23 protein-coding genes and 1 riboswitch are annotated in these 22,387 nt (G+C 43.2%); of the genes, 19 read left to right on the top strand and 4 right to left on the bottom strand.

Annotated features, from left to right (window positions below; translation table 11 throughout):
* Positions 1-171: 171 nt before the first annotated feature.
* On the bottom strand, positions 172-555 hold the full coding sequence (gene crcB / locus BTN98_RS19850; RefSeq protein ID WP_036788490.1) for a fluoride efflux transporter CrcB: 384 nt from the start codon (positions 553-555) through the stop codon (positions 172-174).
* A 204-nt stretch (positions 556-759) separates the two neighbouring features.
* Between crcB and BTN98_RS19845 the strand changes: the two genes are divergently transcribed.
* The 7 genes from BTN98_RS19845 to thiH all read left to right on the top strand — a co-directional run bounded on the left by BTN98_RS19845 (position 760) and on the right by thiH (position 7,534).
* The gene (locus BTN98_RS19845) at positions 760-1,182 is read left to right on the top strand and encodes a universal stress protein (RefSeq protein ID WP_060998645.1); all 423 of its coding nucleotides are present in this window, start codon (positions 760-762) and stop codon (positions 1,180-1,182) included.
* Positions 1,183-1,305: 123 nt separating this feature from the next.
* Positions 1,306-1,403, top strand: a riboswitch (TPP riboswitch).
* Between the two features lie 118 nt (positions 1,404-1,521).
* Positions 1,522-3,441: a phosphomethylpyrimidine synthase ThiC gene (thiC, locus tag BTN98_RS19840; RefSeq protein WP_060998644.1), complete on the top strand. Its 1,920-nt coding sequence runs from the start codon at positions 1,522-1,524 to the stop codon at positions 3,439-3,441.
* Complete coding sequence (gene thiE, locus BTN98_RS19835) at positions 3,441-4,658, top strand: thiamine phosphate synthase (RefSeq protein ID WP_060998643.1); 1,218 nt, start codon at positions 3,441-3,443, stop codon at positions 4,656-4,658. Before thiC ends, thiE begins: the two co-directional genes overlap by 1 nt.
* Positions 4,648-5,433 (top strand): HesA/MoeB/ThiF family protein, encoded by a 786-nt coding sequence (locus BTN98_RS19830; RefSeq protein ID WP_060998642.1) that lies wholly within the window; start codon positions 4,648-4,650, stop codon positions 5,431-5,433. Before thiE ends, BTN98_RS19830 begins: the two co-directional genes overlap by 11 nt.
* Positions 5,434-5,646 carry a sulfur carrier protein ThiS gene (thiS, locus tag BTN98_RS19825; RefSeq protein ID WP_060998641.1) on the top strand — a complete coding sequence of 71 codons (213 nt, stop codon included), beginning with the start codon at positions 5,434-5,436 and terminating at the stop codon, positions 5,644-5,646.
* A gap of 1 nt (position 5,647) precedes the next feature.
* Complete coding sequence (locus BTN98_RS19820) at positions 5,648-6,412, top strand: thiazole synthase (protein WP_060998640.1); 765 nt, start codon at positions 5,648-5,650, stop codon at positions 6,410-6,412.
* Positions 6,413-6,421: 9 nt separating this feature from the next.
* Positions 6,422-7,534: a 2-iminoacetate synthase ThiH gene (gene thiH / locus BTN98_RS19815; protein ID WP_060998639.1), complete on the top strand. Its 1,113-nt coding sequence runs from the start codon at positions 6,422-6,424 to the stop codon at positions 7,532-7,534.
* A 53-nt stretch (positions 7,535-7,587) separates the two neighbouring features.
* On the opposite strand, the gene BTN98_RS19810 is transcribed toward thiH, so the two are convergent.
* Positions 7,588-9,375 (bottom strand): aminopeptidase P family protein, encoded by a 1,788-nt coding sequence (locus BTN98_RS19810; RefSeq protein WP_060998638.1) that lies wholly within the window; start codon positions 9,373-9,375, stop codon positions 7,588-7,590.
* Between the two features lie 320 nt (positions 9,376-9,695).
* On the opposite strand from BTN98_RS19810, the gene BTN98_RS19805 reads away from it, so the two are divergent.
* Entirely contained in the window at positions 9,696-10,910 is a 1,215-nt protein-coding gene (locus BTN98_RS19805; protein WP_065190104.1) for a multidrug effflux MFS transporter, read from the top strand.
* A gap of 84 nt (positions 10,911-10,994) precedes the next feature.
* Here the strand turns inward: BTN98_RS19805 and BTN98_RS19800 are convergent, their stop codons facing one another.
* Positions 10,995-11,900, bottom strand: a complete 906-nt coding sequence (locus BTN98_RS19800; RefSeq protein WP_065190103.1) for a DMT family transporter — start codon at positions 11,898-11,900, stop codon at positions 10,995-10,997.
* A gap of 232 nt (positions 11,901-12,132) precedes the next feature.
* Here BTN98_RS19800 and rmuC point away from each other — a divergent pair, with 232 nt between their 5' ends.
* From rmuC to hemB, 9 genes are all read left to right on the top strand, one after another.
* The gene (gene rmuC, locus BTN98_RS19795; protein ID WP_060998637.1) at positions 12,133-13,665 is read left to right on the top strand and encodes a DNA recombination protein RmuC; all 1,533 of its coding nucleotides are present in this window, start codon (positions 12,133-12,135) and stop codon (positions 13,663-13,665) included.
* 135 nt (positions 13,666-13,800) lie between these two features.
* On the top strand, positions 13,801-14,556 hold the full coding sequence (gene ubiE / locus BTN98_RS19790; RefSeq protein WP_060998636.1) for a bifunctional demethylmenaquinone methyltransferase/2-methoxy-6-polyprenyl-1,4-benzoquinol methylase UbiE: 756 nt from the start codon (positions 13,801-13,803) through the stop codon (positions 14,554-14,556).
* Positions 14,557-14,563: 7 nt separating this feature from the next.
* On the top strand, positions 14,564-15,166 hold the full coding sequence (locus BTN98_RS19785; protein WP_060998635.1) for a ubiquinone biosynthesis accessory factor UbiJ: 603 nt from the start codon (positions 14,564-14,566) through the stop codon (positions 15,164-15,166).
* Positions 15,167-15,174: 8 nt separating this feature from the next.
* Entirely contained in the window at positions 15,175-16,809 is a 1,635-nt protein-coding gene (ubiB, locus tag BTN98_RS19780) for a ubiquinone biosynthesis regulatory protein kinase UbiB (RefSeq protein ID WP_060998652.1), read from the top strand.
* Between the two features lie 84 nt (positions 16,810-16,893).
* Positions 16,894-17,154 (top strand): Sec-independent protein translocase subunit TatA, encoded by a 261-nt coding sequence (tatA, locus tag BTN98_RS19775; RefSeq protein ID WP_060998634.1) that lies wholly within the window; start codon positions 16,894-16,896, stop codon positions 17,152-17,154.
* A gap of 3 nt (positions 17,155-17,157) precedes the next feature.
* Positions 17,158-17,496 (top strand): Sec-independent protein translocase protein TatB, encoded by a 339-nt coding sequence (gene tatB, locus BTN98_RS19770; RefSeq protein WP_036788464.1) that lies wholly within the window; start codon positions 17,158-17,160, stop codon positions 17,494-17,496.
* 11 nt (positions 17,497-17,507) lie between these two features.
* On the top strand, positions 17,508-18,287 hold the full coding sequence (gene tatC, locus BTN98_RS19765) for a twin-arginine translocase subunit TatC (RefSeq protein WP_060998633.1): 780 nt from the start codon (positions 17,508-17,510) through the stop codon (positions 18,285-18,287).
* Positions 18,288-18,435: 148 nt separating this feature from the next.
* On the top strand, positions 18,436-19,215 hold the full coding sequence (gene tatD / locus BTN98_RS19760; protein WP_060998632.1) for a 3'-5' ssDNA/RNA exonuclease TatD: 780 nt from the start codon (positions 18,436-18,438) through the stop codon (positions 19,213-19,215).
* A 59-nt stretch (positions 19,216-19,274) separates the two neighbouring features.
* Complete coding sequence (gene hemB / locus BTN98_RS19755) at positions 19,275-20,315, top strand: porphobilinogen synthase (RefSeq protein WP_060998631.1); 1,041 nt, start codon at positions 19,275-19,277, stop codon at positions 20,313-20,315.
* 61 nt (positions 20,316-20,376) lie between these two features.
* On the opposite strand, the gene asnC is transcribed toward hemB, so the two are convergent.
* On the bottom strand, positions 20,377-20,838 hold the full coding sequence (asnC, locus tag BTN98_RS19750; RefSeq protein WP_060998630.1) for a transcriptional regulator AsnC: 462 nt from the start codon (positions 20,836-20,838) through the stop codon (positions 20,377-20,379).
* A gap of 177 nt (positions 20,839-21,015) precedes the next feature.
* Between asnC and BTN98_RS19745 the strand changes: the two genes are divergently transcribed.
* Together BTN98_RS19745 and BTN98_RS19740 are read left to right on the top strand one after the other, a co-directional pair.
* The gene (locus BTN98_RS19745; protein WP_060998629.1) at positions 21,016-21,804 is read left to right on the top strand and encodes a class I SAM-dependent methyltransferase; all 789 of its coding nucleotides are present in this window, start codon (positions 21,016-21,018) and stop codon (positions 21,802-21,804) included.
* A 102-nt stretch (positions 21,805-21,906) separates the two neighbouring features.
* Entirely contained in the window at positions 21,907-22,374 is a 468-nt protein-coding gene (locus BTN98_RS19740; protein WP_060998628.1) for a hypothetical protein, read from the top strand.
* Positions 22,375-22,387: the final 13 nt, after the last annotated feature.

Genomic DNA, 22,387 nt, shown 5'->3' with positions numbered 1-22,387 from the left:
AAATTTAAAAAGGCCATCCGTAAGGATGGCCTTTTTCGTTTATAACGAAAAAATAATCATATAGATTAAGTTTGATATATCATTTCCTGCATTTCCTGCATTTCCTGCATTTCCTGCATTTATTTAGATGAAAAAAAACCGCCTTACGGCGGTTATATATTTGAATGTTTATTAACTTTTCATCATTAGTTGATAGCCAATATAACAAGCAAACAGACTGACTGTTACGTTAAGAACGATATTTAAGCCAGCTTTGATAAACTCACCTTGCTGCATCATTACAATGTTATCCATTGAAAAGGTAGAGAAAGTGGTTAGTGCACCAAGAAAGCCTAAGCCTATCATTGGACGCCATGGCGCCGCTTCTATCATTCCTTGATTTAGCCCCGACATTAATAGTCCCATAATTAGCGAACCAATAATATTGACGGTTAATGTTCCGTATGGGAAGCCACGGCCAAATAAAATAACGCAAAGCTCAGAAATTAAGTATCGTGAGCAGGCACCGAATGCACCACCAATTGCGATGAATCCTAGTAATAAATATTGGCTCATTGGTATCTCGTTTCAGTTAAAGGTAATGATTAAAAGCCGTCATAATAATCGCTTGTGGAGTTAGTTGGCACTCTCGATAATTGCAATCATTGATTTAAGCGTATATTAAAATGTCGACACATAGTTGGTTGTATAGCTACATTTATAGCATCATAATCATAACAAACAAATTTACTATTGAGCGTAGGCTCACGGAGATAAGCTATGTCGCTATACCAAACAATCTTACTTGCTGTTAATCCTGAAGATAAATATGCACATAAATTAATGGTTAAAGCTGGCGTTATTGCTGAGCAAAATCACGCTGAACTGCATATTGCTTATGTTGAACCTGGTGTGGGTAATGTGAGCTTTATTGATGTTGAAATTGAACTGCAAGAGGAACATGACGCTATTGCTAAACAACGCATGTCACAATTATCTGAATTGGCTGCAGCTTCATCTTACCCTGTTGCAGGACTACATATTGCGAATGGTGATATTGCTAAACACCTAGAACAGCTTGCTGAAAAGGTAGAAGCGAAGTTAGTTATCACTGGTTATCACAAATCGAGCCTACATATTTTTGGTGATGTGAGTGAAACATTAGCAAAACATCTTAAGTGTGATGTACTCATTTCACAATAATCATTATGGTTGTTCAAATGAAATAAAAGCCGTGTTATTGCACGGCTTTTTGCTGTCTGTCACTGTCTGTTGATTGCTTCGGTTAAAGACTTGTAGTGATCGCTGGAGTCTTTATACTTAATCTCTTACTTGTCGGAGTGCCATATGGCTGAGACCGCATTGCGGGATCCGTTGAACCTGATCAGGCTAATACCTGCGAAGGGAACAAGAGGTTATCTTTACTATATATCCTTTTTTAGGGATCACTATACGTATTTGATTGTGCACAATATGCTGCATAGCTCTTGTTTACGCCCATCTGCCAAGCACTTTTCCCTACTATATTAAAAGGAAATTGCTGTGTCGAATCGCAAGCAAGCGAGACTGGAAGCGAAACAATTTATTGAATCATTAACAGCACAACCATACCCGAACTCACAGAAAGTGTATGTTCAAGGTAGCCGTCCTGATGTGCTTGTTCCTATGCGTGAAATCACTCTAGCTGATAGCTTGATTGGTGGCGGTAAAGATAACCCTATCTTTGAGCCTAATGAGCCTATTCGCGTTTATGACACTTCTGGTTTTTACACTGATCCTGAAAAGAACATCGATATCTATAATGGCTTGCCGCTAGTGCGTGAGCAATGGATCGCAGAGCGTGACGATACTGAATTACTAGAAGGGTTAAGCTCTGAGTATGCCAATGAACGTTTAGATGATAAGACGCTTGATGATTTACGTTTTGCGGAACGTGCGCGTATTCGTTGTGCAAAAGGTGGGCGTTGTGTGACGCAATTACATTATGCGCGCCAAGGTCTTATTACGCCTGAGATGGAATATATCGCGATCCGTGAAAATATGGGTCGTGTGAAATACCGTGATGAAGTATTAAATCAACAACATCCTGGTGTAAGCTTTGGTGCTAATTTACCAAAAGAAATTACGCCTGAGTTTGTGCGTAAAGAAGTAGCTGAAGGCCGAGCAATTATTCCTGCCAATATTAACCATCCTGAAACTGAGCCAATGATCATTGGCCGTAATTTCCTTGTCAAAGTGAATGCTAATATTGGTAACTCAGCGGTGAGTTCATCGATTGAAGAAGAAGTTGAGAAACTGGTTTGGTCAACTCGTTGGGGTGGCGATACGGTAATGGACTTATCAACAGGTCGAAATATTCACGAAACGCGTGAGTGGATCATTCGTAATAGCCCTGTTCCGATTGGTACTGTACCTATGTACCAAGCGCTTGAAAAAGTGAATGGTGTGGCTGAGAACCTTAATTGGGAAGTGTTCCGTGACACATTACTAGAGCAAGCTGAGCAAGGTGTTGATTACTTCACTATTCATGCTGGTGTGCTACTTCGCTATGTACCTATGACGGCGAAACGGGTCACTGGTATTGTTTCTCGCGGTGGTTCAATTATGGCGAAATGGTGTTTAGCCCATCATAAAGAAAGTTTCTTGTATGAGCACTTCCGTGAGATTTGTGAGATTTGTGCTCAATATGATATTTCGCTGTCATTGGGCGATGGTTTACGACCGGGCTCTATTGCTGATGCCAATGATGAAGCTCAGTTTAGTGAACTGCGCACATTAGGTGAGTTAACTAAAATTGCATGGGAATACGATGTACAGGTCATGATTGAAGGCCCTGGTCACGTACCAATGCACATGATTAAAGAAAACATGGAAGAGCAGCTAGAGCATTGTCATGAAGCACCATTCTATACCTTAGGCCCACTGACTACAGACATCGCACCAGGTTATGATCATATTACATCGGGTATTGGTGCGGCGATGATTGGTTGGTATGGCTGTGCAATGCTTTGTTATGTGACACCCAAAGAGCACTTAGGCTTGCCTAATAAAGACGATGTAAAAGTCGGTCTTATTACTTATAAACTGTGTGCCCATGCTGCTGATTTAGCAAAAGGCCACCCTGGTGCACAAGTGCGCGATAATGCCTTATCTAAAGCGCGTTTTGAATTCCGTTGGGAAGATCAATTTAATCTTGGTTTAGATCCTGAAACGGCGCGTGCCTATCACGATGAAACTCTCCCTCAAGAGTCTGGCAAAGTGGCCCATTTCTGCTCAATGTGTGGCCCTAAGTTTTGTTCAATGAAGATCTCTCAAGAAGTACGAGATTATGCGAAGGGATTAGAAGACTCAGAAATCGCGATCAAGCTATTAGATGATCCGCTTGAAGGCATGCAGCAAAAAGCACAAGAGTTTCGATCTAAAGGTAGTGAGTTATATCACCTAGCTAAAGAGGAAAGCTAATGAGCACCTTAAGCTTACCAAAGGTTTTATCGTCTCTGGTGATGCATATTGAACCATTATTAGCCTCCGCTGCAGAGTATCTGTTAGGTGAGCAAGTCACGTTAATGCCATCAAGCCAAGATTGGATTGAGATATCGACGCCCTCTTGCGTTAAACGAGTGGGCTTTGAACAAGCCTGCTCCACTCAGCTAATTGATTATGTACTCCAAGAACAATGGGTATCTTCTGAGGTAGATCTTTCGCTGATCAAAGCGCAAATACTGAAACGATCTAACGTTGTGGTAAGTGGTTTACCTATTAACGGTGGTTATCTTGATCTTTGGCAGCATGATGGTGACGTTCGTGGCTGTTTAAGTGTTGAGCTTGGTAATGCGACTCAGCATAGATCGATGTTATTGGTGGCACTCGCGCTTGATTACCCGTTAGAAGATGCTCTAGTTCTGGCAAGGGCGTATGCCCAGTCAACGCAGATGGGCATGTGGCCAACCGAGCGTGATGCTTTCCCTGACATCGTTTGTGCTAATTTTTCAAAGCTGTTGGATATTGGTTGGCAATTCGAATGTAAGTCAGTTGAAGCTTTTTCACCTGTTGATAGTGAGAAACTGACGTTATATCCGGTGGTGGATTCCGTCCAATGGGTAAAGCAGCTGCTTGAGTTGGATGTGAAAACCACTCAGCTGCGGATCAAAGATCCGAATGCTCAAGGTTTAGAGCAAGATGTTGCTCATGCTATTGCGTTAGGTCAGCAGGCAAATGCGCAGGTCTTTATTAATGACTATTGGCAACTGGCTATTGAGTATGGTGCTTTTGGCGTGCATTTGGGACAAGAGGATTTAGCGGTCGCAGATCTCAATGCCATTCAACAAGCGAATCTTCGCTTGGGGATCTCAACCCATGGGTATTACGAGATCCTACGTGCGATGGCATTTAATCCCAGTTATATCGCCCTCGGTCATATTTACCCAACCACAACCAAGCAAATGCCGTCATTACCGCAAGGCGTTCACCGCTTAAAGCTTTATCAACAATTGATTGGCAATGCGTTTCCAACAGTGGCAATTGGTGGCATTGATTTATCGCGTGCGCCCGTCGTTTGGAAAACTGGGGTGACTAGCGTGGCGGTAGTACGCGCGATCACCCAATCAAACGAGCCTGCTATTGCCGTTGAACAACTCAATCAATGTTTAGTTGAGCGGGAGGTGAAGGATGACAACTGACACACTCTCTGATGATGCTTTCATTCGATATAGCCGCCAAATCATGCTTGAAGAAATGGGAGAGCAGGGGCAACTTGCACTTAACAATGCCAAGGTATTGATCGTCGGTGCCGGTGGTTTAGGCTCAGCTGCTGCGATGTATTTAGCTGCTGCGGGTGTTGGGTTACTGGTGATTGCCGATGATGATGAGGTTGAGAGTTCAAACTTGCAGCGTCAGGTGATTTATCGAGAAACCGATGTTTCACTCAATAAAGCGCAAGCAGCCTGTGATCAGCTTTTAGCATTGAATCCATTGATGCGAACGCGTGCAGTAAAAGCCAATCTCGCAGGCTTTCAACTCGTGATGGAAGTACAACAGGCCGATATTGTACTTGATTGCAGTGACAACTGGGCTACCCGTTATGCAGTTAATCAAGCTTGTTATCAGCACCAAACACTATTGATTACAGGGGCTGCTATTGGCTGGCAAGGGCAGTTACTTGCATTTGATTTTCGACAGATTTCACCGTGTTATCAATGTGTGTTTCCATTGCATAATGAAGCGTCGCCACAAGATCAAAATTGTCGTAGTAACGGCGTGATGGGGCCTGTTGTGGGCATCATTGGCACCTTACAAGCGTTAAATGCGATCAAAGCGATCACCGGTATTGGTGATGTAGGGGTTGGGTTATTGCAGCAATTTAATGGCTTAACAGGAAAATGGCAGCAGGTATCTGTCGATGCTGATTCTGGTTGCCCTGTGTGCGGTCAGCAAGATCAAAGGGAGGTTGGATAAATGGCTACCATGATAACTATCTGGTTGAACGATGAATCCATGTCTTGTGAGCCTGAGCAAACCGTTAATCAATTTGTTATGCAGTTAGATTTGCCAATGCAAGGTACAGCGGTCGCGATAAATCAGCGTATTGTCGCAGCAAGCGAGTGGTCGATAACCGTCATTGCTGATGGCGATCAGATCGCGTTATTTCAAGCGATAGCAGGAGGTTAATATGTTGAAAATTGAGAATAAAACATTCACATCACGATTATTTACCGGAACAGGTAAGTACGCTAATCGTGATGTCATGGCTGAATCGATTTTAGCGACAAGCTCTGAACTGGCGACCATGGCACTAAAGCGGGTCAATATTGCGGAGCGTGATGACGATATCTTAGCGCCATTGATCCAAGCAGGAGTGAATTTACTGCCTAATACATCAGGGGCGAAAAATGCCAAAGAAGCAATTTTTGCTGCGCAGTTAGCTCGAGAAGCATTGGGGACCAATTGGCTAAAATTAGAAATTCACCCTGATTCGAAATATCTAATGCCTGATCCGATTGAAACGCTAACAGCGGCTGAGCAACTAGTGAAACAAGGCTTTGTGGTATTGCCTTATTGTCATGCCGATCCTGTATTGTGTAAGCGATTAGAAGAGGTAGGTTGCGCAGCAGTGATGCCGTTAGGTGCACCGATTGGTTCGAATAAAGGCTTAGTTTCACGTGATTTTCTTCGCATTATTATCGATCAGGCACAAGTACCTGTGGTGGTGGATGCGGGTATTGGTGCGCCTTCTCATGCCGCAGAAGCGATGGAAATGGGGGCTGATGCGGTATTGGTTAATACAGCCATCGCAGCTGCAAGTGATCCGATTGCAATGGGGCGTGCATTTAAATTGGCAGTGGAAAGTGGTCGTATGGCATATGAAGCCGGTCTTGCGGGTAAGGTCAATCATGCTATTGCATCAAGCCCATTAACGGCATTTCTTAACGAGTAAGGAGCCAACATGAGCTTTGTGGATGTTTGGCAACAAATGGATTGGGATGATATCCGTTTGTCGATCTATGCTAAAACGGCTGCCGATGTTGAGCGTGCTTTAGGTAAATCAACGCTAGATCTAGAGGATTTCAAAGCCTTAATTTCACCCGCCGCTGAACCTTACTTAGAGCAAATGGCACAACTTTCTGCGATGCTAACACGGCAGCGATTTGGTCATACCATCAGTTTTTATGTGCCGTTATACCTTTCGAATCTGTGTGCTAATGCGTGTACCTATTGTGGCTTTTCGATGGAAAATCGTATTAAGCGCCGTACCTTGGGTGAGCAAGAAATAGAGCGAGAGTGTGAGGCAATAAAAGCGCTAAATTTTGATAGTGTGTTACTGGTCACGGGCGAGCATCAAACCAAAGTCGGTATGAATTACTTTCGTGATGCGCTGCCTCAAATCAAACAGCACTTCAGTTATTTGGCAATGGAAGTGCAGCCACTAGAGCAAGATGAGTACCAAGAGTTGCGCCAACTGGGTTTAGATGCGGTGATGGTGTATCAAGAAACCTATAATGCATCAACGTATGCGAAGCATCACTTGCGAGGTAATAAAACCAATTTTGAATATCGCTTAGCGACACCTGATCGGCTTGCAAAAGCAGGAATTGATAAGATAGGGATTGGTGCCTTGATCGGCATGGAAGAATGGCGCACGGATTGCTTCTTTGTTGCTAGTCACTTGGCCTATCTTGAGCGAACATATTGGCAAAGCCGCTATTCGATTTCATTTCCGCGTTTAAGGCCCTGTACTGGCGGGTTAGAGCCTAAATCAGTAATGACGGATCGCCAACTGGTGCAATTGATTTGTGCTTATCGGTTGTTTAATCCTGAAGTTGAGCTGTCGTTATCAACGCGAGAATCACCGCATTTTCGTGATAATGTATTGCCGTTAGGGGTTACAAGTATGTCGGCAGGTTCTAAAACCCAACCGGGTGGATACGCCGATGACACGCCAGAACTAGAACAATTTGCGATCAGTGATGAACGTTCGGTCACAGATGTTGCGATAGCGGTTAAGCTACAGGGGTTTGAAGTGGTGTGGAAGGATTGGCACCCCGCCTATTCCGGATAATAAAAAGCCAGTACGCTAATCACGTACTGGCTTTTCTTTTTGTTATCTAAGCGTTAGCGAGTTAGTGGTGATGTCGCTTGGGCTAGCCACTCAAGATCACTACCAGTTAGCGATGGGCTGATCACGTTAAACACGGTTTGATGGTAGTTATTAAGCCATGCAAGCTCGACGTCGGTTAGTAGTGCAGGATCGATCAAGCGCTTATCAATCGGTGCACGGGTTAGAGATTCAAATCCCATGACGTTCATGTCACCTTGAGTAGTAACATCGACGACCAGCTCAAGGTTTTCGATACGAATACCAAATGCGTCTGCACGGTAATAACCTGGCTCGTTAGATAACACCATACCTGGCAGTAGCGCGGTTGGGTTAGCCACTTTAGAAATGCGTTGTGGACCTTCGTGAACACTTAAGAAGTGACCCACTCCGTGACCTGTACCATGGTCATAATCAAAGCCATGCGCCCATAGATGCTGACGCGCTAGTGCGTCGAGCTGTGAGCCGGTAGTACCTTTCGGGAAACGCGCTGAAGCCAATGAGATATGACCTTTTAGTACTAATGTGAAAGCTTGTTTTACTTCATCACCTGGATTGCCGATAGCGATAGTACGGGTGATATCGGTTGTACCGTCTGGGTATTGACCGCCTGAATCGACTAAGTAAACCGTATCCATTTGCAGTTTGCTTGGCTGTGGTTGGTCAATGTGATTGTAGTGACACATTGCCGCATTACCGGCAGAAGCTGAAATGGTATCAAAACTCACATCACGGCAGGTTGGATCTTGCTGACGGAATTGCCACAGTTGATCAGATAACTGAGCTTCATCTAATAGGTTGCCATTCGCTACTTGTGTATCAACCCATGCAAGGAATTTTGCAATTGCCACACCATCACGAATATGACACGCCTTCATGCCTGCCATTTCAGTCGCATTTTTGGTGGCTTTAGGTAGTAAGGTCGGGTTTGCAGCTTCAATCAGCTGCGCGCCAGCATCTGTTAGTTGTTGGGCTGCCCATGCATTACTGTTTGTCGAGTCAAACTGTACACGTTTACCTGTAAGTGCTGCTAAACCCGCGGCAAGTTGTTCTGGCTCGCGGATATTGACGCCGTTACCTACGTGAGCTGCAAAACCTTCTGGTAGACGGTGATGATCGATATAGAAATCAACCGATGCATCGCTATGGATCACCGCAGCTGATAGTAGAACGGGTAAGCAATGAACATCATCACCACGAATATTTAATAGCCAAGCAATGCTATCAAGCTGACTTAAAAAGGCAGCATCCGCTTTTTGCTTTTTAAGTAATGTTGCAATTTGCTCCCGTTTCTCTGCGCTTGATTGACCGACATATTCTAAGCCCATCAATTGGGCATCAGATAATACCGGTGCTGGGCGGTCTAGCCATAGCACATCAATTGGGTTTTCGGTCACGCACACTAGGTCTAATTCACTATCAATAGTGGCGGTGGCATTTTTAAGCCATGCTGCACTGTGTAGACGAGCATCAATGGCAATTTTACTGCCAGCGGCTAAATTGTCTAATGCCCATTGGACGGGTGGTTGTTCTATAAGGTGGCAGTATTGAAATACTTCTGCAGGCACTTGCTTGCGTACTTGCACTACATAACGACCGTCAACAAAAACAGCAGCATCATCACGCGTAATAATGGCAGCGCCCGCTGAACCAGTAAATCCAGTTAACCAGTGCAGACGTTCATTATGATCGGGAATATATTCACCGAGAAATTCATCTTCGTGAGGGATCAATAAAGCATCTAACTGATTATCAGTGAGCCATTGACGGATTTGTTCAACACGTTGCGAAATTGCTGCTTGCATGTTTTCGTCCTTTAATTAAAGCGTCATCTTCACGATGGCATAAGCTGTAAACTTAAATAACTATCGCATTATGAATGGGGGATGGTTATTAAGTCGATGCGGTTACGTTAGCGTGTTTGTTGGTTGGCATCAATTAGCTAATGGTCAATTGATTGGGATTTATTGAATTTCCGCCTCATCACGTTATCTATGACTAAAGGTATGGCAAATAACTGCTGCGAGTGATATTCCAAAATGGAAAAGTGCTATTGAATATATACCATTTCTATTCATATCTCTAAAACCGTAGACTTGGCGCGATCATCTTTAAGGAACATGATATGACCCCGTCAACCACCGCTTCTACCGATACTAAATTAATTACCCTGATGGTAACGTTAGTGCTATTTAGCCCATTGGCTATTGATATTTACCTTCCAGCTTTCCCTGCTATTGCTGATAGTTTTGGGGTCAATGCTGTACGCGTTCAAGATACCGTGACCTGGTTTATGTTTAGCTTAGGGTTAGGGCAGTTATTAGCTGGACCTTTGGCGGATCGCTTTGGGCGGCGACCGATTGCATTAGCAGGGATTGTGATTTATGGCTTTAGTGCACTAATGGCATATTTAGCAGCCAGCTTAGATATGCTATTAGCGGCACGTTTATTACAAGGTTTCGGTGCTTGTGCAACCTCTGTTGCCGCTTTTTCTGCGGTGCGTGATAGTTTTGGCGCAGAAAAGAGTGGCCGTATGATCAGTTACTTAAATGGTGCAATCTGTTTTATTCCCGCTTTAGCCCCCTTATTAGGTACTTGGTTAACCCATGAGTTCGGCTGGCGTTCAAATTTTAGTTTTATGGCTGGTTTTGCGTTGGTCGCGGGTATTTTTGTGATGATGATGTTTAAAGAAACTCGCCCCGCAGATACTCATATTAGTGGTTCAACTTTAAGTTTAAGCCGTTATTGGTCGGTATTACGTGAACCAACATTTTTATACCATGCCAGTTTATGCATGTTAGCGATGGCGGTGATTTTAGCATATGTAACATCAGCGCCCGTGTGGTTAATGAGTCATCTAGGGGCTGATATGAACCAATTTACCTTATGGTTTGGAATTAACGCTGCGCTTAATATTACTGCTTGTATGGTGGCGCCAAAATTTATGGACCATTTTGGTACGCGAGCGACATTACAAACCGGACTGATTATTTTAGCGGTTGCTGGTGGATTAATGTTGGGACTGAGTTCTATTAATCAAGCATGGGCATTTATGACTCCAATCTTTATTTGTTCATTTGGGTTCGCCTTTGTTTTAGGCTCATCGGCAGGTAAAGCATTAGCGCCATTTGGCGATCGCGCGGGTACGGCAGCAGCATTATTAGGTTTGTTTCAGATGAGTGGTGCTGGCGTGATGGTGAGTTTGACTCAGCGACTTGATTTAACAACCCCAATGTTGATGACATTACAAATGTGGTTATTGATCCCTGGGTTATTGGTATTGTGGTCAAAGTGGGGTAAAAGCTGGCATCAAGCACCACTAACAACCGATGAGTGCTAAGCCGTTATTAGTTAGCGGCGATTGAATGTGCATTGTTATAAAGCCTGTCTTGATGACAGGCTTTATTTTTAGGTGTGTTTTAGATTATGGCTGTTGCACTTCAGAGGAAGGTGATGATTTTGAACGCCATTGTTGGATCACTAATCCGCTAATAATGAACAACAGTCCGATGATAGTTGAAGCTGCTATTTGTTCGCCAATGATGGTGGCCAATAACAGTAGTGAAATAAACGGCGAAATAAAGATTAAATTACTGATACGGGCGGTATTAGCAGTTAAACGGAGCGCATTGAGCCATAAAACGAAAGTGATCCCCATTTCAAATAAACCGACATAAGTGACCGCTGCCCATCCTTGCCACGGTATTGATTGCCAGCCGCCCAAGTAAAAACTTAACCCAATCGAAAAAGGCAACGAGGTTAAAAAACCCAGTAAGAGCCCTAATACAGGATCGGCATTATTTTTGGTATTGATGATCCAATACAGCGCCCATAACAAGGTGGAAAATAAGGCTAACCCGACCCCGAGTGGGCTATCAAATTGGAGCGCGAGCAGATCACCATTAGTTGCAATTATCACCACCCCTAAATAGCCTAAGCCACAGGCTATCCAATCTTGACGGCGAATTTTTTGATGTAAAAAGAGTGCAGCCATAAGGGTCAGCGTAATCGCCCAGCTATAATTTAATGGTTGCGCCTGCGAAGCCGGTAATAAGGCGTAAGCTTTAAATAACACTAAGTAATAAGCGAAAGGGTTTATAAGCCCTAAAGTAAGGTAATACCAGGGCCGAGCATGAAAAGTTGAAAATAAGTGACAAAGTGTTCCTTGGTAAGTTGCAATAATAATTAACGCAACAATTGAAACCAGACTCGCAATCACTACCATCTGTGGCGGTGAAAAATAATTCAGGGTAATTTTAAATGCGGTAGCAACCGTCGACCACAATAATACCGCCGCAAGACCATAACCAATGGCATGACGTTCGTTCATGACAGATTCTCGATTTATTCCTTTAAATGAAGCAGGCAGTGTAATAGATGCAGTTTAATTGGCTCTAGTGAACCACGATAAGGCTGTGATCGTAGACGCATAAATAGACACAAGCGTTGAATAAAAACAGTGATAGCAATATCAATAAAAACCACTGAACTGGACATTGATCCAGTATCGACTTAGCCTTATAACAGAAATGGATTCGGTGGTTTTTGGTTGAGTATTTAATATGACGGAATGGTTAAGTGGCAGTGTTATTTTACTGTTGGCGGCAGCTTCTGCGGCCACTGCTGCAAGTGTGATCACCACGCTATGGTTAAAGGGACGTTTTACACAAATATTGCAACTTCATCAGCAGCAAGCGCAAGCTGATATTCGTTTATTACAAGCCCGCGAGCAGCAATTGCAACAACAACTTGATGAACGTAATCAAGATCTTGAACAAATGGATGATGAACGCGACCGTTTGACGCATGAAATCCGCCAATTACACGGTAATTTATCGGCTGCAGTTGAAAAAATGCGTCACTTTGAAGCGCTTCAAAATGAAAAACAGTATTTATTTGAACAGTTAGATAATTCACGAGTGATTAATGCCCGTCTAGAGGCGGATATACGCGAACAAGATGCACGTCATTTTGAAGAACAAAAAGCAGCTGATGAAAAAATTAAACTACTAGAAAATGCAGAAGAACGTCTGCGTATTCAATTTGAAAGTTTAGCTAATCGCTTATTTGAGCAGAAGACTCGAACGGTGGATGAGCAGAATAAGATCAGCTTACAAAACTTGTTGAGTCCACTCAAAGAGCAACTTGAAGGTTTCAAAAAGCAGGTTAATGATAACTTTACTCAAGAGTCACGTGAACGGCACACCTTAGTGCATCAAATTAATCACCTTAAGCAGCTTAATGAGCAGATGGCGCAGGAAGCGGTTAACCTTACTCAAGCGTTAAAAGGAGACAATAAAGCTCAAGGTAATTGGGGGGAAGTGGTGCTTGCGCGCGTGTTAACTGAATCAGGTTTACGTGAAGGCTATGAATATCAAACTCAAGTTAGCTTAGAAAATGAAGACGGCAAACGTTATCAACCCGATGTGGTGGTGCATTTACCGCAGCAAAAAGATGTGGTGGTGGATGCCAAAATGTCATTGGTGGCCTATGAGCGTTTCTTTAATGCTGACACCGTGGCTGAGCGGGAATTAGCTATCAGTGAACATATTGCGTCGATGCGGGCCCATATGAGAGGACTAAGCCGTAAGGACTATCATCAGCTCCATGGGGTTCAAAGTCTTGATTATGTTCTGATGTTTATTCCGGTTGAACCAGCCTTTCAAGCAGCCATAGCTGCTGATCCGAAACTGATTCGAGATGCGATGGATCTTAATATCATGTTGGTTAGCCCGACTACATTACTGGTGGCACTACGCACAATTAGTAATTTATGGCGTAATGAACATCAAAATCAAAACGCCAAAGAAATTGCCGAGCGAGCGAGTAAATTGTACGACAAATTACGCTTATTTGTGACTGATATGGAAGGGTTAGGATCATCATTGGAGAAAGCGAATCAAAGTTATCATAGTGCAATGAATAAGTTAGCCAGCGGACGTGGCAATGTCATTCGCCAAGCGGAAAGCTTTAAACTCTTAGGAGTGGAAGTGAAGCGTGATATTAGTCCGCAGTTAGTAGAAAAGTCGCAGTCGCAACTGCATGATTCTCGTGGTTTTTCACATATAACCGCCATATCAAAGTCGGATTTATAGTGCTTAAGGAGTAAACCACTTTGAGCAAACGACCACCATCAAGTACACTAAGCCAGTTGAATAAATGAATTTAATCCTCGTTCGCTATTTTATGGTGACATTGAAATGAGCGCGAGGACACATAATGGATTGAGCATGACGGACACCACACAAGACACGACCCACTTTGGCTTTCGTACCGTGGCCAAAGAAGAAAAAGCAACCATGGTTGCTGAAGTATTCCACTCAGTAGCGGCAAAGTACGACATTATGAACGATTTAATGTCGATGGGTATTCACCGTGTATGGAAACGGTTTACGATTGACTGCAGTGGTGTGCGCCGTGGTCAACGCGTTCTGGATTTAGGCGGTGGTACCGGCGATTTAACCGCTAAATTTTCTCGTATTGTGGGTGACAGCGGTCAGGTTATTTTAGCCGATATTAATAACTCGATGTTAAAGGTTGGCCGCAGTAAATTACGTGACAGTGGTATTGTGGGTAACGTCGGTTACGTGCAAGCCAATGCCGAAGAATTGCCTTTTCCAGATAATTATTTTGACTGTATTACGATTAGCTTTTGTTTGCGTAATGTCACCGATAAAGAGCAAGCATTGCGTTCGATGTACCGAGTGTTAAAACCGGGTGGACGTTTGTTAGTGTTGGAATTTTCTAAGCCGATTTTAGAACCATTATCAAAAATCTATGATGCTTATTCATTCCACTTGCTACCTAAAATCGGTGAAGTGATTGCTAACGACAGTGAAAGCTATCGTTACTTGGCTGAATCTATTCGCATGCACCCTGATCAAACAACATTACAGAGCATGATGGATGAGGCTGGCTTTGATCAGACTTCCTACTACAACTTAACCGGCGGTATTGTTGCTTTGCACCGTGGCTATAAGTTCTGAGGCCCCTATGCCAATAGATGCATTTGTTACTGGCGCGATAGAAACGGCGCTTAATCAGTTAGTAAAAGACGATGCTGATAGCCAGCGTCGTTTATCTCGTTTACGCGGCAAAGTGATCTGCGTGACGTTGAATGAATTTGGCAAAACGTTATATTTTATCTTTAGTCAGCAAATTGATGTGTTAGCAGCTTACGAAGGCGAGGTTGATTGTCAATTGGCGCTTAACTTAAGTGTGCTACCTGAATTACGTCAACAAGCGAATCTAACTCAGTTAATTAAAGCCGATAAGTTATCACTTGAAGGTGATTTACAATTAGCCCAGCATTTTTCGAGTTTGTTGAGCGGCTTAAAACCTGATATTGAAGAAAAGTTATCACATTATAGTGGTGATATTGTAGCTCATACTATGGTTTGCGGCGTGAAATCGAGCGGAAAGTTTATTCAGCAGCGGTTGCTTAAACGCCAGCAAAATTTGGCACAAACGCTAACGGAAGAGTGGAAATTATTACCACAGCCGTTAGAAATAGCCTACTTTGCAGATCAAGTTGATGACTTGAAATCTGCTACCGCCTGTTTTGAGGCCCGATTAAATCAGCTACTTGAGCGATAATAGCCATGATGACTATTCGTGAAATTAAACGTCTTTACCGCATTGTTGAAGTGCAGTTACGTTACGGTTTGGATGATTTCATTCCACAAGATCCACGCTCTGAATTGCCCCAAAAAATACGTAAATCGTTATTTTGGATTAAAAATGAGTATCCTGATAAGCCATTAGGTGAGCGGTTACGGTTAGCATTACAAGAACTTGGTCCGGTGTGGATTAAGTTCGGTCAAATGATGTCGACTCGACGTGATTTATTTCCGCCTCATATTGCTGATCAATTAGCATTACTACAAGATCAGGTAGCGCCATTTGATGGTCAGCTAGCGAAACGAACCATTGAAGCGTCATTAGGTTGCCCAATTGAGCAATGGTTTGATGATTTTGATGAGGTTGCGTTAGCATCAGCGTCAATTGCTCAAGTGCATACCGCAACCATGAAAGAAAATGGTCGCGAAATTGTCTTTAAAGTTATTCGGCCGGATATAAAGCCGATCATTGAAGCTGATATTAAGCTGATGTACAGGATGGCCGAGATAGTTTCTCGGCTGCAACCACAAGCGCGGCGCTTACGTCCGGTTGAAGTGGTAAGGGAATATGAAAAAACCTTACTTGATGAACTGGATTTAATGCGTGAAGCTGCCAATGGAATTCAACTTCGACGTAATTTTGAAGGCGATGATTCGCTGTACGTACCAGAAGTTTTCACAGATTATAGTAGTGTTAATCTGCTTGTCATGGAACGCATATATGGTATTCAGGTTTCAGACATTGAAGCATTAAAAGCCAATGGTACTGATTTAAAATTATTATCGGAAAATGCGGTAAATATATTTTTTACGCAGGTATTCCGTGATAGTTTCTTTCACGCCGACATGCACCCAGGGAATATTTTTGTTTCGTATGAGCATCCACATGATCCACAATGGATTGCGTTGGACTGTGGTATTGTTGGAACGTTAAATCGTGAAGATAAACGCTACTTAGCTGAAAATCTGTTGGCGTTCTTTAATCGTGACTATCGCAAGGTAGCAGAATTACACGTTGATTCTGGCTGGGTGCCTGCTGATACTAACATCGATGCCTTTGAAGTGGCCATTCGTACTGTGTGCGAACCTATTTTTGAAAAGCCATTATGTGAAATATCATTTGGGCATGTATTACTGAATTTATTCAATACCGCACGTCGGTTTAATATGGAAGTACAACCACAGTTAGTGTTATTACAAAAGACCTTACTTTATGTTGAAGGTCTTGGACGACAACTGTATCCGCAGCTTGATTTGTGGGCAACCGCGAAACCATTTTTAGAAGATTGGATGTCGCGTCAAGTCGGGCCGCAAGCCATTATTGAGGCTGTAAAGAGTAAAGCACCGTTTTGGGCTGAAAAGTTACCAGAATTACCGGAATTACTTTACGACAGTTTGCGCCAAGGCAAGGTTATGAACCAACGACTCGATACACTCTATGATAATTTCATGGATAGTCGGCGTAACCAAGGTAAGGCAAGATTTTATTTTGGTATTGGTGCCACCATGATGGTGTGTGCTGCCATACTTTTTGGTGATCATGTTACCACCTATCCTGCTATTGCAGCTGGAGCAGGAGCGGTATTTTGGTTGCTGGGATGGCGAGCCTGTCGAAAGTAATCGATTCAGGTTTCGCCTATACTTATAGTTGCGTTGAACCAACGCACTCCGTTATTAACCACATAAAGCTGAGGTAAAATAAGCATGGGTGGTATCAGTATCTGGCAATTGCTAATTATTGCACTGATCATTGTTCTGTTGTTCGGAACTAAGAAGTTACGCACATTGGGTGGCGACTTGGGCTCTGCCGTTAAGGGTTTCAAAAAAGCAATGGGTGATGAAGATTCAGCACCAGCTGCGAAAAAAGAAACACCTGATGCAGATTTTGAGCAGAAGAAAATTGCGGATGAGCAGCAAAGCGCTGATCAGACTACAACGAGTCAAAAAGACAAAGAGCAGGTTTAAGACGTGTTTGATATCGGGTTCTGGGAGTTAGTGCTGATCTCCGTGGTGGGATTGGTAGTACTGGGGCCGGAACGTCTACCCGTTGCGATACGTACCGTATCGCAGTGGATAGGCGCTGCCCGTAATATGGCAAACTCAGTCAAAGATGAATTAGCTCAGGAACTGAAAATTCAGGAACTGCAAGCTAATTTAAAAAAAGCTGAGCAAATGGGAATGAAGGACATCGCGCCTGAATTGCAAGAGTCTGTTGATGAACTTAAAAAAGTCGCTTCTGATGTGCAACGTCCCTATGCTGATAAAAGCGAGCAACCCTCAGCAACGACTTCTAATAAGCAGGAATAAATTACATCACTATGTCGACTGTCGAAGATTCGCAGCCGTTATTCAGCCATTTACTTGAGCTGCGTACACGGATTCTGCGCTCTCTCATCAGCGTGCTGGTGGTTTTTGTCTGTATTGTTTGGTTTTCGAAAGACATTTATGCTTTTGTAGCTGCACCTTTGGTTGAACGTATGCCAGTTGGTGCCACTATGATCGCAACTGATGTTGCGTCACCCTTCTTTACACCGATAAAACTCACTTTAGTTACCGCTGTGTTTATTGCTGTACCAATGATTTTGTATCAACTGTGGGCTTTTGTGGCGCCAGGTTTATACAAACATGAACGTAAGCTTATTATGCCGCTCTTGGTGTCCAGCTCATTGCTGTTTTATGCCGGTGTTGCGTTTGCTTATTTTGTTGTGTTTCCATTGGTGTTTAAGTTCTTTACCAGCGTCGCTCCGCATGGAGTTGAAGTGGCAACAGATATTTCAAGTTATCTCGATTTCGTACTGTCGTTATTTATGGCATTTGGTATCGCGTTTGAGATTCCAGTAGCGATTATTCTGTTGTGTTGGACCGGTGCAACCGATCCTGAAACGTTACGCAGTAAACGCCCATATATCATTGTGGCCGCGTTTGTGGTTGGTATGTTGTTAACGCCGCCTGATATTTTATCTCAGACTTTGTTAGCAGTACCTATGTGTTTGTTGTTTGAAGTCGGTTTATTCTTCTCACGTTTTTACATTCGTAAAGATGATGAAGACGAATACGACGATGATGAACAGCAAGACGTGAAGAGCATCAGCAAATAATAGGGTTAACAAGCCCTGTGATGATGAAAAAAACCGACATTAGTGTCGGTTTTTTATGGGTGTAATAATGTCATGCTCAAGATAGTCAGCTAACGCTATGCTCGATATACTGCTGATTATGATCATTGATTAGTTGATGGAAAAACAAATGATAGATATTGGCGTTAACCTTACCAATAGTCGGTTTGATAAAGATCGCGCAGAGGTTATTACACGTGCTCAAGCAGTAGGTGTGAAAGGACTGGTTATCACCGGCACCAGTATTGAAGAAAGCGTTGCAGCTCAACAATTGGCTCTGCAGTGGCCAAATTATTGTTATAGCACCGCAGGGGTACACCCTCATGATGCCAAATCAGTAACCGATTTAGCATTGTCGCAAATTCGTGCTTTAGCGCAGCAACCCGAGGTGGTGGCGATCGGAGAATGTGGCTTAGATTTTAATCGTGATTTTTCGCCGCGCCCGCAACAAGAAGCAGTGTTTGAAGCGCAATTAGCATTAGCGGCTGAATTAAATATGCCGGTGTTTATGCATTGTCGTGATGCTCATGAGCGTTTTTTAGCTATTCTAAAACCATGGCGCGATAAATTACCCGCAGCAGTATTGCATTGCTTTACTGGCTCACAACAAGCCTTGGACGATTGCTTGGCGCTTGATTTACATATCGGTATCACTGGTTGGATTTGTGATGAACGCCGTGGCACTGAGTTACGCCAGATTGTTAAAACTATTCCTAGTCAGCGGTTAATGATTGAAACCGATTGCCCGTATTTATTGCCACGAGATTATCGTCCAAAGCCGAAATCGAGTCGTAATGAGCCGTTATATTTACCGCATATTGCCGCAGTGATTGCCGAGTGTCGTGGTGAGTCTGCAATGCAAGTTGTCAATAATTCTTACCAAGTCAGCCAAGCTTTTTTTGCAATTTAATCCCCCCCTCGTGATGTGAGTGATATTATCAATACTCATTAATCTGTAAGGAGTTTACCGTGTCTGTATCTATTCAAGGTGCGTTTCCTGGACGTCGTATGCGTCGAGTTCGCAAGCATGATTTTAGTCGTCGTTTGATGGCGGAAAACCAGTTATCTGTTAATGATCTTATTTATCCGATGTTTGTTCTTGAAGGCACAGATCGTCGTGAAAATGTGGCTTCGATGCCGGGTATTGAGCGGTTATCGATTGATTTATTACTTGAAGAAGCCGCTTATATTGCTAGCCTTGGTGTGCCTGCAATCGCATTATTTCCAGTCGTATCACAACAGTTTAAATCTGAATTAGCAGAAGAAGCTTATAACGTTGATGGTTTAGTACAAACGGCAGTACGCGCGTTGAAAGCCCATGTACCAGAGCTCGGTGTGATCACTGATGTGGCGTTAGATCCGTTTACTATTCATGGTCAAGACGGCATTATTGATGATGAAGGTTATGTACTTAACGACATCACCACTGATATTTTGATCAAACAAGCATTATCGCACGCTGATGCTGGTGCGGATGTGATTGCACCTTCTGATATGATGGATGGCCGTATTGGCGCTATTCGTGAAGCATTAGAGCAAGCGGGTCATATTAATACGCAAATTATGGCTTACTCAGCTAAATATGCGTCAAATTACTATGGCCCGTTTCGTGATGCTGTCGGTTCAAGCGGTAACCTTAAAGGCGGTGATAAGAAAACTTATCAGATGGATCCTGCTAACAGTGATGAAGCATTGCATGAAGTGGCAATGGACATCAGTGAAGGTGCCGATATGGTGATGGTAAAACCGGGTATGCCATATTTAGATGTGGTACGTCGCGTGAAATCAGAGCTTCAAGTGCCGACATATGCTTACCAAGTGTCAGGTGAGTATGCGATGCACATGGCGGCATTCCAAAATGGTTGGCTTAAAGAGCGTGAAACTGTAATGGAATCATTAATGTGCTTTAAGCGTGCAGGTGCTGATGGCGTGTTGACGTATTTTGCTAAGACCGTTGCTGAATGGTTAGCAGCAGACGCTGCTGAGCGTGCGCTAAATTTGAAAAAATAATGCGGATTTAGTCCGTGATCAAAAGCGAGCTTGAGCTCGCTTTTTTTATGGCAAGTTAACGCTATGGTTTGACATTTCGATTGATCGGGTTTTGTAATGAGATCAAGGTTTCAGTCGATTGGACTTCCTCAATTGCTTGTAGTTTATTGATAAGTACATGCTGCAACTCTTCAATTGAATGGCACATCAGTTTTACGAAAATATTGTAAGCACCAGTGGTGTAATAAGCTTCTACCACTTCATCAAGTTGATTGAGTTTCTCAAGTGCTGAGTGATAATCACGCGCCGCATAAAGATTAATGCCAATAAAACAGCATACGTCATAGCCTAATAGTTTGGGGTTCACTATCACTTCTGTGCCAGTAATTATTTGAGAGGCACGCATTTTTTCAACCCGTACATGGACAGTGGCAGGGCTAACATTAAATCTTTTTGCCATTTCAGCGTAGGGTACTCGTGCATCTGTCATTAATGCGTTGAGAATATCGCGATCTAAATCATCGATGCGCACAGCTCCATTCATCACAATTCCTTTTTGGCTCGCTAAGTTATTCGCAGGCTGCGATCTTGGACTATCTTATCCTTATGTTAGGTGGTGATACCAGAGCCAAGCGTGATTTGTGGTGCTATAATTCGCCGCCTATAGCATCTATTTCCTATGATTGAGCGGAATAGAAAGTGTTTGATATCGGAGAATGCAGTGCAACTAGCCTTACTTTGTGAAGTTCCTCAACGTCAGTCTGAATTAGATCAACTCGCCGCCCGCTGGGGATTGACGCATGATGAGCACAGTTGCTTTGCGTTAGTATTAACCGCGAATCAACTAGAGTTGCGTAAGTTAGATGAACCTAAATTAGGGGCTGTTTTTGTCGATTTGGCCAGTGGTGCAGTAGCACATCGACGTAAATTTGGTGGTGGCCGCGGCCAGGCGATTGCTAAAGCCGTGGGATTGAAAAATGGTATCACTCCAACAGTGCTTGATGCGACAGCTGGTTTAGGACGTGATGCGTTTGTATTGGCTTCATTAGGTTGTAAGGTACAACTGGTTGAGCGCCATCCGGTGGTGGCGGCATTGCTTGATGATGGTTTAGCTCGTGCTAAAGCAGATCCTGAAATTGGTCATTGGGTCAGTGAACGGATGCAATTACTGCACGCATCGAGCCAAGATGCTTTATTGCAATTAGCTGCCGATAAAGATTTTATTGCCCCTGAAGTTATTTACTTAGATCCAATGTATCCCCATAAAAAGAAATCAGCGTTAGTTAAAAAAGAAATGCGGGTGTTTCAAACCTTGGTTGGTGCCGATTTAGATGCGGACGAATTGTTTGCACCTGCGTATGCATTAGCCACCAAACGGATTGTGGTTAAGCGACCAGATTATGCTGAATTTTTAGCCAATGCTAAGCCTTCGATGGCAATTGAAACCAAGAAAAACCGCTTTGATATTTATGTCAAAGCAGGCATGAAAACTAGCGATACTCAAAAATAAAAAGTTACACATTTTACACTCACTAATAGATTCATTACTGGAATTACGAATCATTATCGTTTAATGTCGTAATTCTGGTGAGTGTTGAGTGAGGATGCGTTGATGGTGAAGTCGTTGTGTAAGTATCGTCGTGCTGAAATTGCCGATCAATTTGCGACAATCACAAAAATTGTCAGTGAGCCAAAATTTATTTGTGCGAGCTGTACTCGAGTCGCGAGTGATAAAGACTATTTATGTAAGCCAAGCCGCTTAACCAATGCTATGCCTTCAACTGCAGTGCTAACGCCAGCCTCGGTTATCACTTTGGCAGCATCAGCACCCGTGGCGCCGGTGATTATGAATATTCACAGTTTGCCAAGGCCGACAGCTGTTGGTCAAAGTCGAATTGAGATGGTGAGTGTGGTTGAGCAAACCGAGGTTGTTGAACAGCCCGATGAATTGCTAAAGCAGACTGATAAACTTAAAAAATTAGCCAAGAAAAAGACCAAACAATTAAAAAAAGCTGCTAAAGCGGTGGCAAAATTTGATAAGCAATTACGTAAAACCAAGCAAGCGTTGGGATTAGCATAATGGTTTTTCAATA

This window comes from Photobacterium aquimaris, from assembly GCF_002954455.1.
GTDB lineage: Bacteria > Pseudomonadota > Gammaproteobacteria > Enterobacterales > Vibrionaceae > Photobacterium > Photobacterium aquimaris.
This window is presented reverse-complemented; position numbering and strand designations above follow the sequence as displayed.

Bases quoted from the DNA above. Each gene is read 5' to 3' on its own strand.
- crcB (WP_036788490.1), bottom strand. From the start codon at position 555: ATGAGCCAATATTTATTACTAGGATTCATCGCAATTGGTGGTGCATTC.
- BTN98_RS19845 (WP_060998645.1), top strand. From the start codon at position 760: ATGTCGCTATACCAAACAATCTTACTTGCTGTTAATCCTGAAGATAAA.
- thiE (WP_060998643.1), top strand. From the start codon at position 3,441: ATGAGCACCTTAAGCTTACCAAAGGTTTTATCGTCTCTGGTGATGCAT.
- BTN98_RS19830 (WP_060998642.1), top strand. From the start codon at position 4,648: ATGACAACTGACACACTCTCTGATGATGCTTTCATTCGATATAGCCGC.
- thiS (WP_060998641.1), top strand. From the start codon at position 5,434: ATGGCTACCATGATAACTATCTGGTTGAACGATGAATCCATGTCTTGT.
- BTN98_RS19820 (WP_060998640.1), top strand. From the start codon at position 5,648: ATGTTGAAAATTGAGAATAAAACATTCACATCACGATTATTTACCGGA.
- thiH (WP_060998639.1), top strand. From the start codon at position 6,422: ATGAGCTTTGTGGATGTTTGGCAACAAATGGATTGGGATGATATCCGT.
- BTN98_RS19810 (WP_060998638.1), bottom strand. From the start codon at position 9,375: ATGCAAGCAGCAATTTCGCAACGTGTTGAACAAATCCGTCAATGGCTC.
- BTN98_RS19805 (WP_065190104.1), top strand. From the start codon at position 9,696: ATGACCCCGTCAACCACCGCTTCTACCGATACTAAATTAATTACCCTG.
- BTN98_RS19800 (WP_065190103.1), bottom strand. From the start codon at position 11,900: ATGAACGAACGTCATGCCATTGGTTATGGTCTTGCGGCGGTATTATTG.
- rmuC (WP_060998637.1), top strand. From the start codon at position 12,133: ATGACGGAATGGTTAAGTGGCAGTGTTATTTTACTGTTGGCGGCAGCT.
- ubiE (WP_060998636.1), top strand. From the start codon at position 13,801: ATGACGGACACCACACAAGACACGACCCACTTTGGCTTTCGTACCGTG.
- BTN98_RS19785 (WP_060998635.1), top strand. From the start codon at position 14,564: ATGCCAATAGATGCATTTGTTACTGGCGCGATAGAAACGGCGCTTAAT.
- ubiB (WP_060998652.1), top strand. From the start codon at position 15,175: ATGACTATTCGTGAAATTAAACGTCTTTACCGCATTGTTGAAGTGCAG.
- tatA (WP_060998634.1), top strand. From the start codon at position 16,894: ATGGGTGGTATCAGTATCTGGCAATTGCTAATTATTGCACTGATCATT.
- tatC (WP_060998633.1), top strand. From the start codon at position 17,508: ATGTCGACTGTCGAAGATTCGCAGCCGTTATTCAGCCATTTACTTGAG.
- tatD (WP_060998632.1), top strand. From the start codon at position 18,436: ATGATAGATATTGGCGTTAACCTTACCAATAGTCGGTTTGATAAAGAT.
- asnC (WP_060998630.1), bottom strand. From the start codon at position 20,838: ATGAATGGAGCTGTGCGCATCGATGATTTAGATCGCGATATTCTCAAC.
- BTN98_RS19740 (WP_060998628.1), top strand. From the start codon at position 21,907: ATGGTGAAGTCGTTGTGTAAGTATCGTCGTGCTGAAATTGCCGATCAA.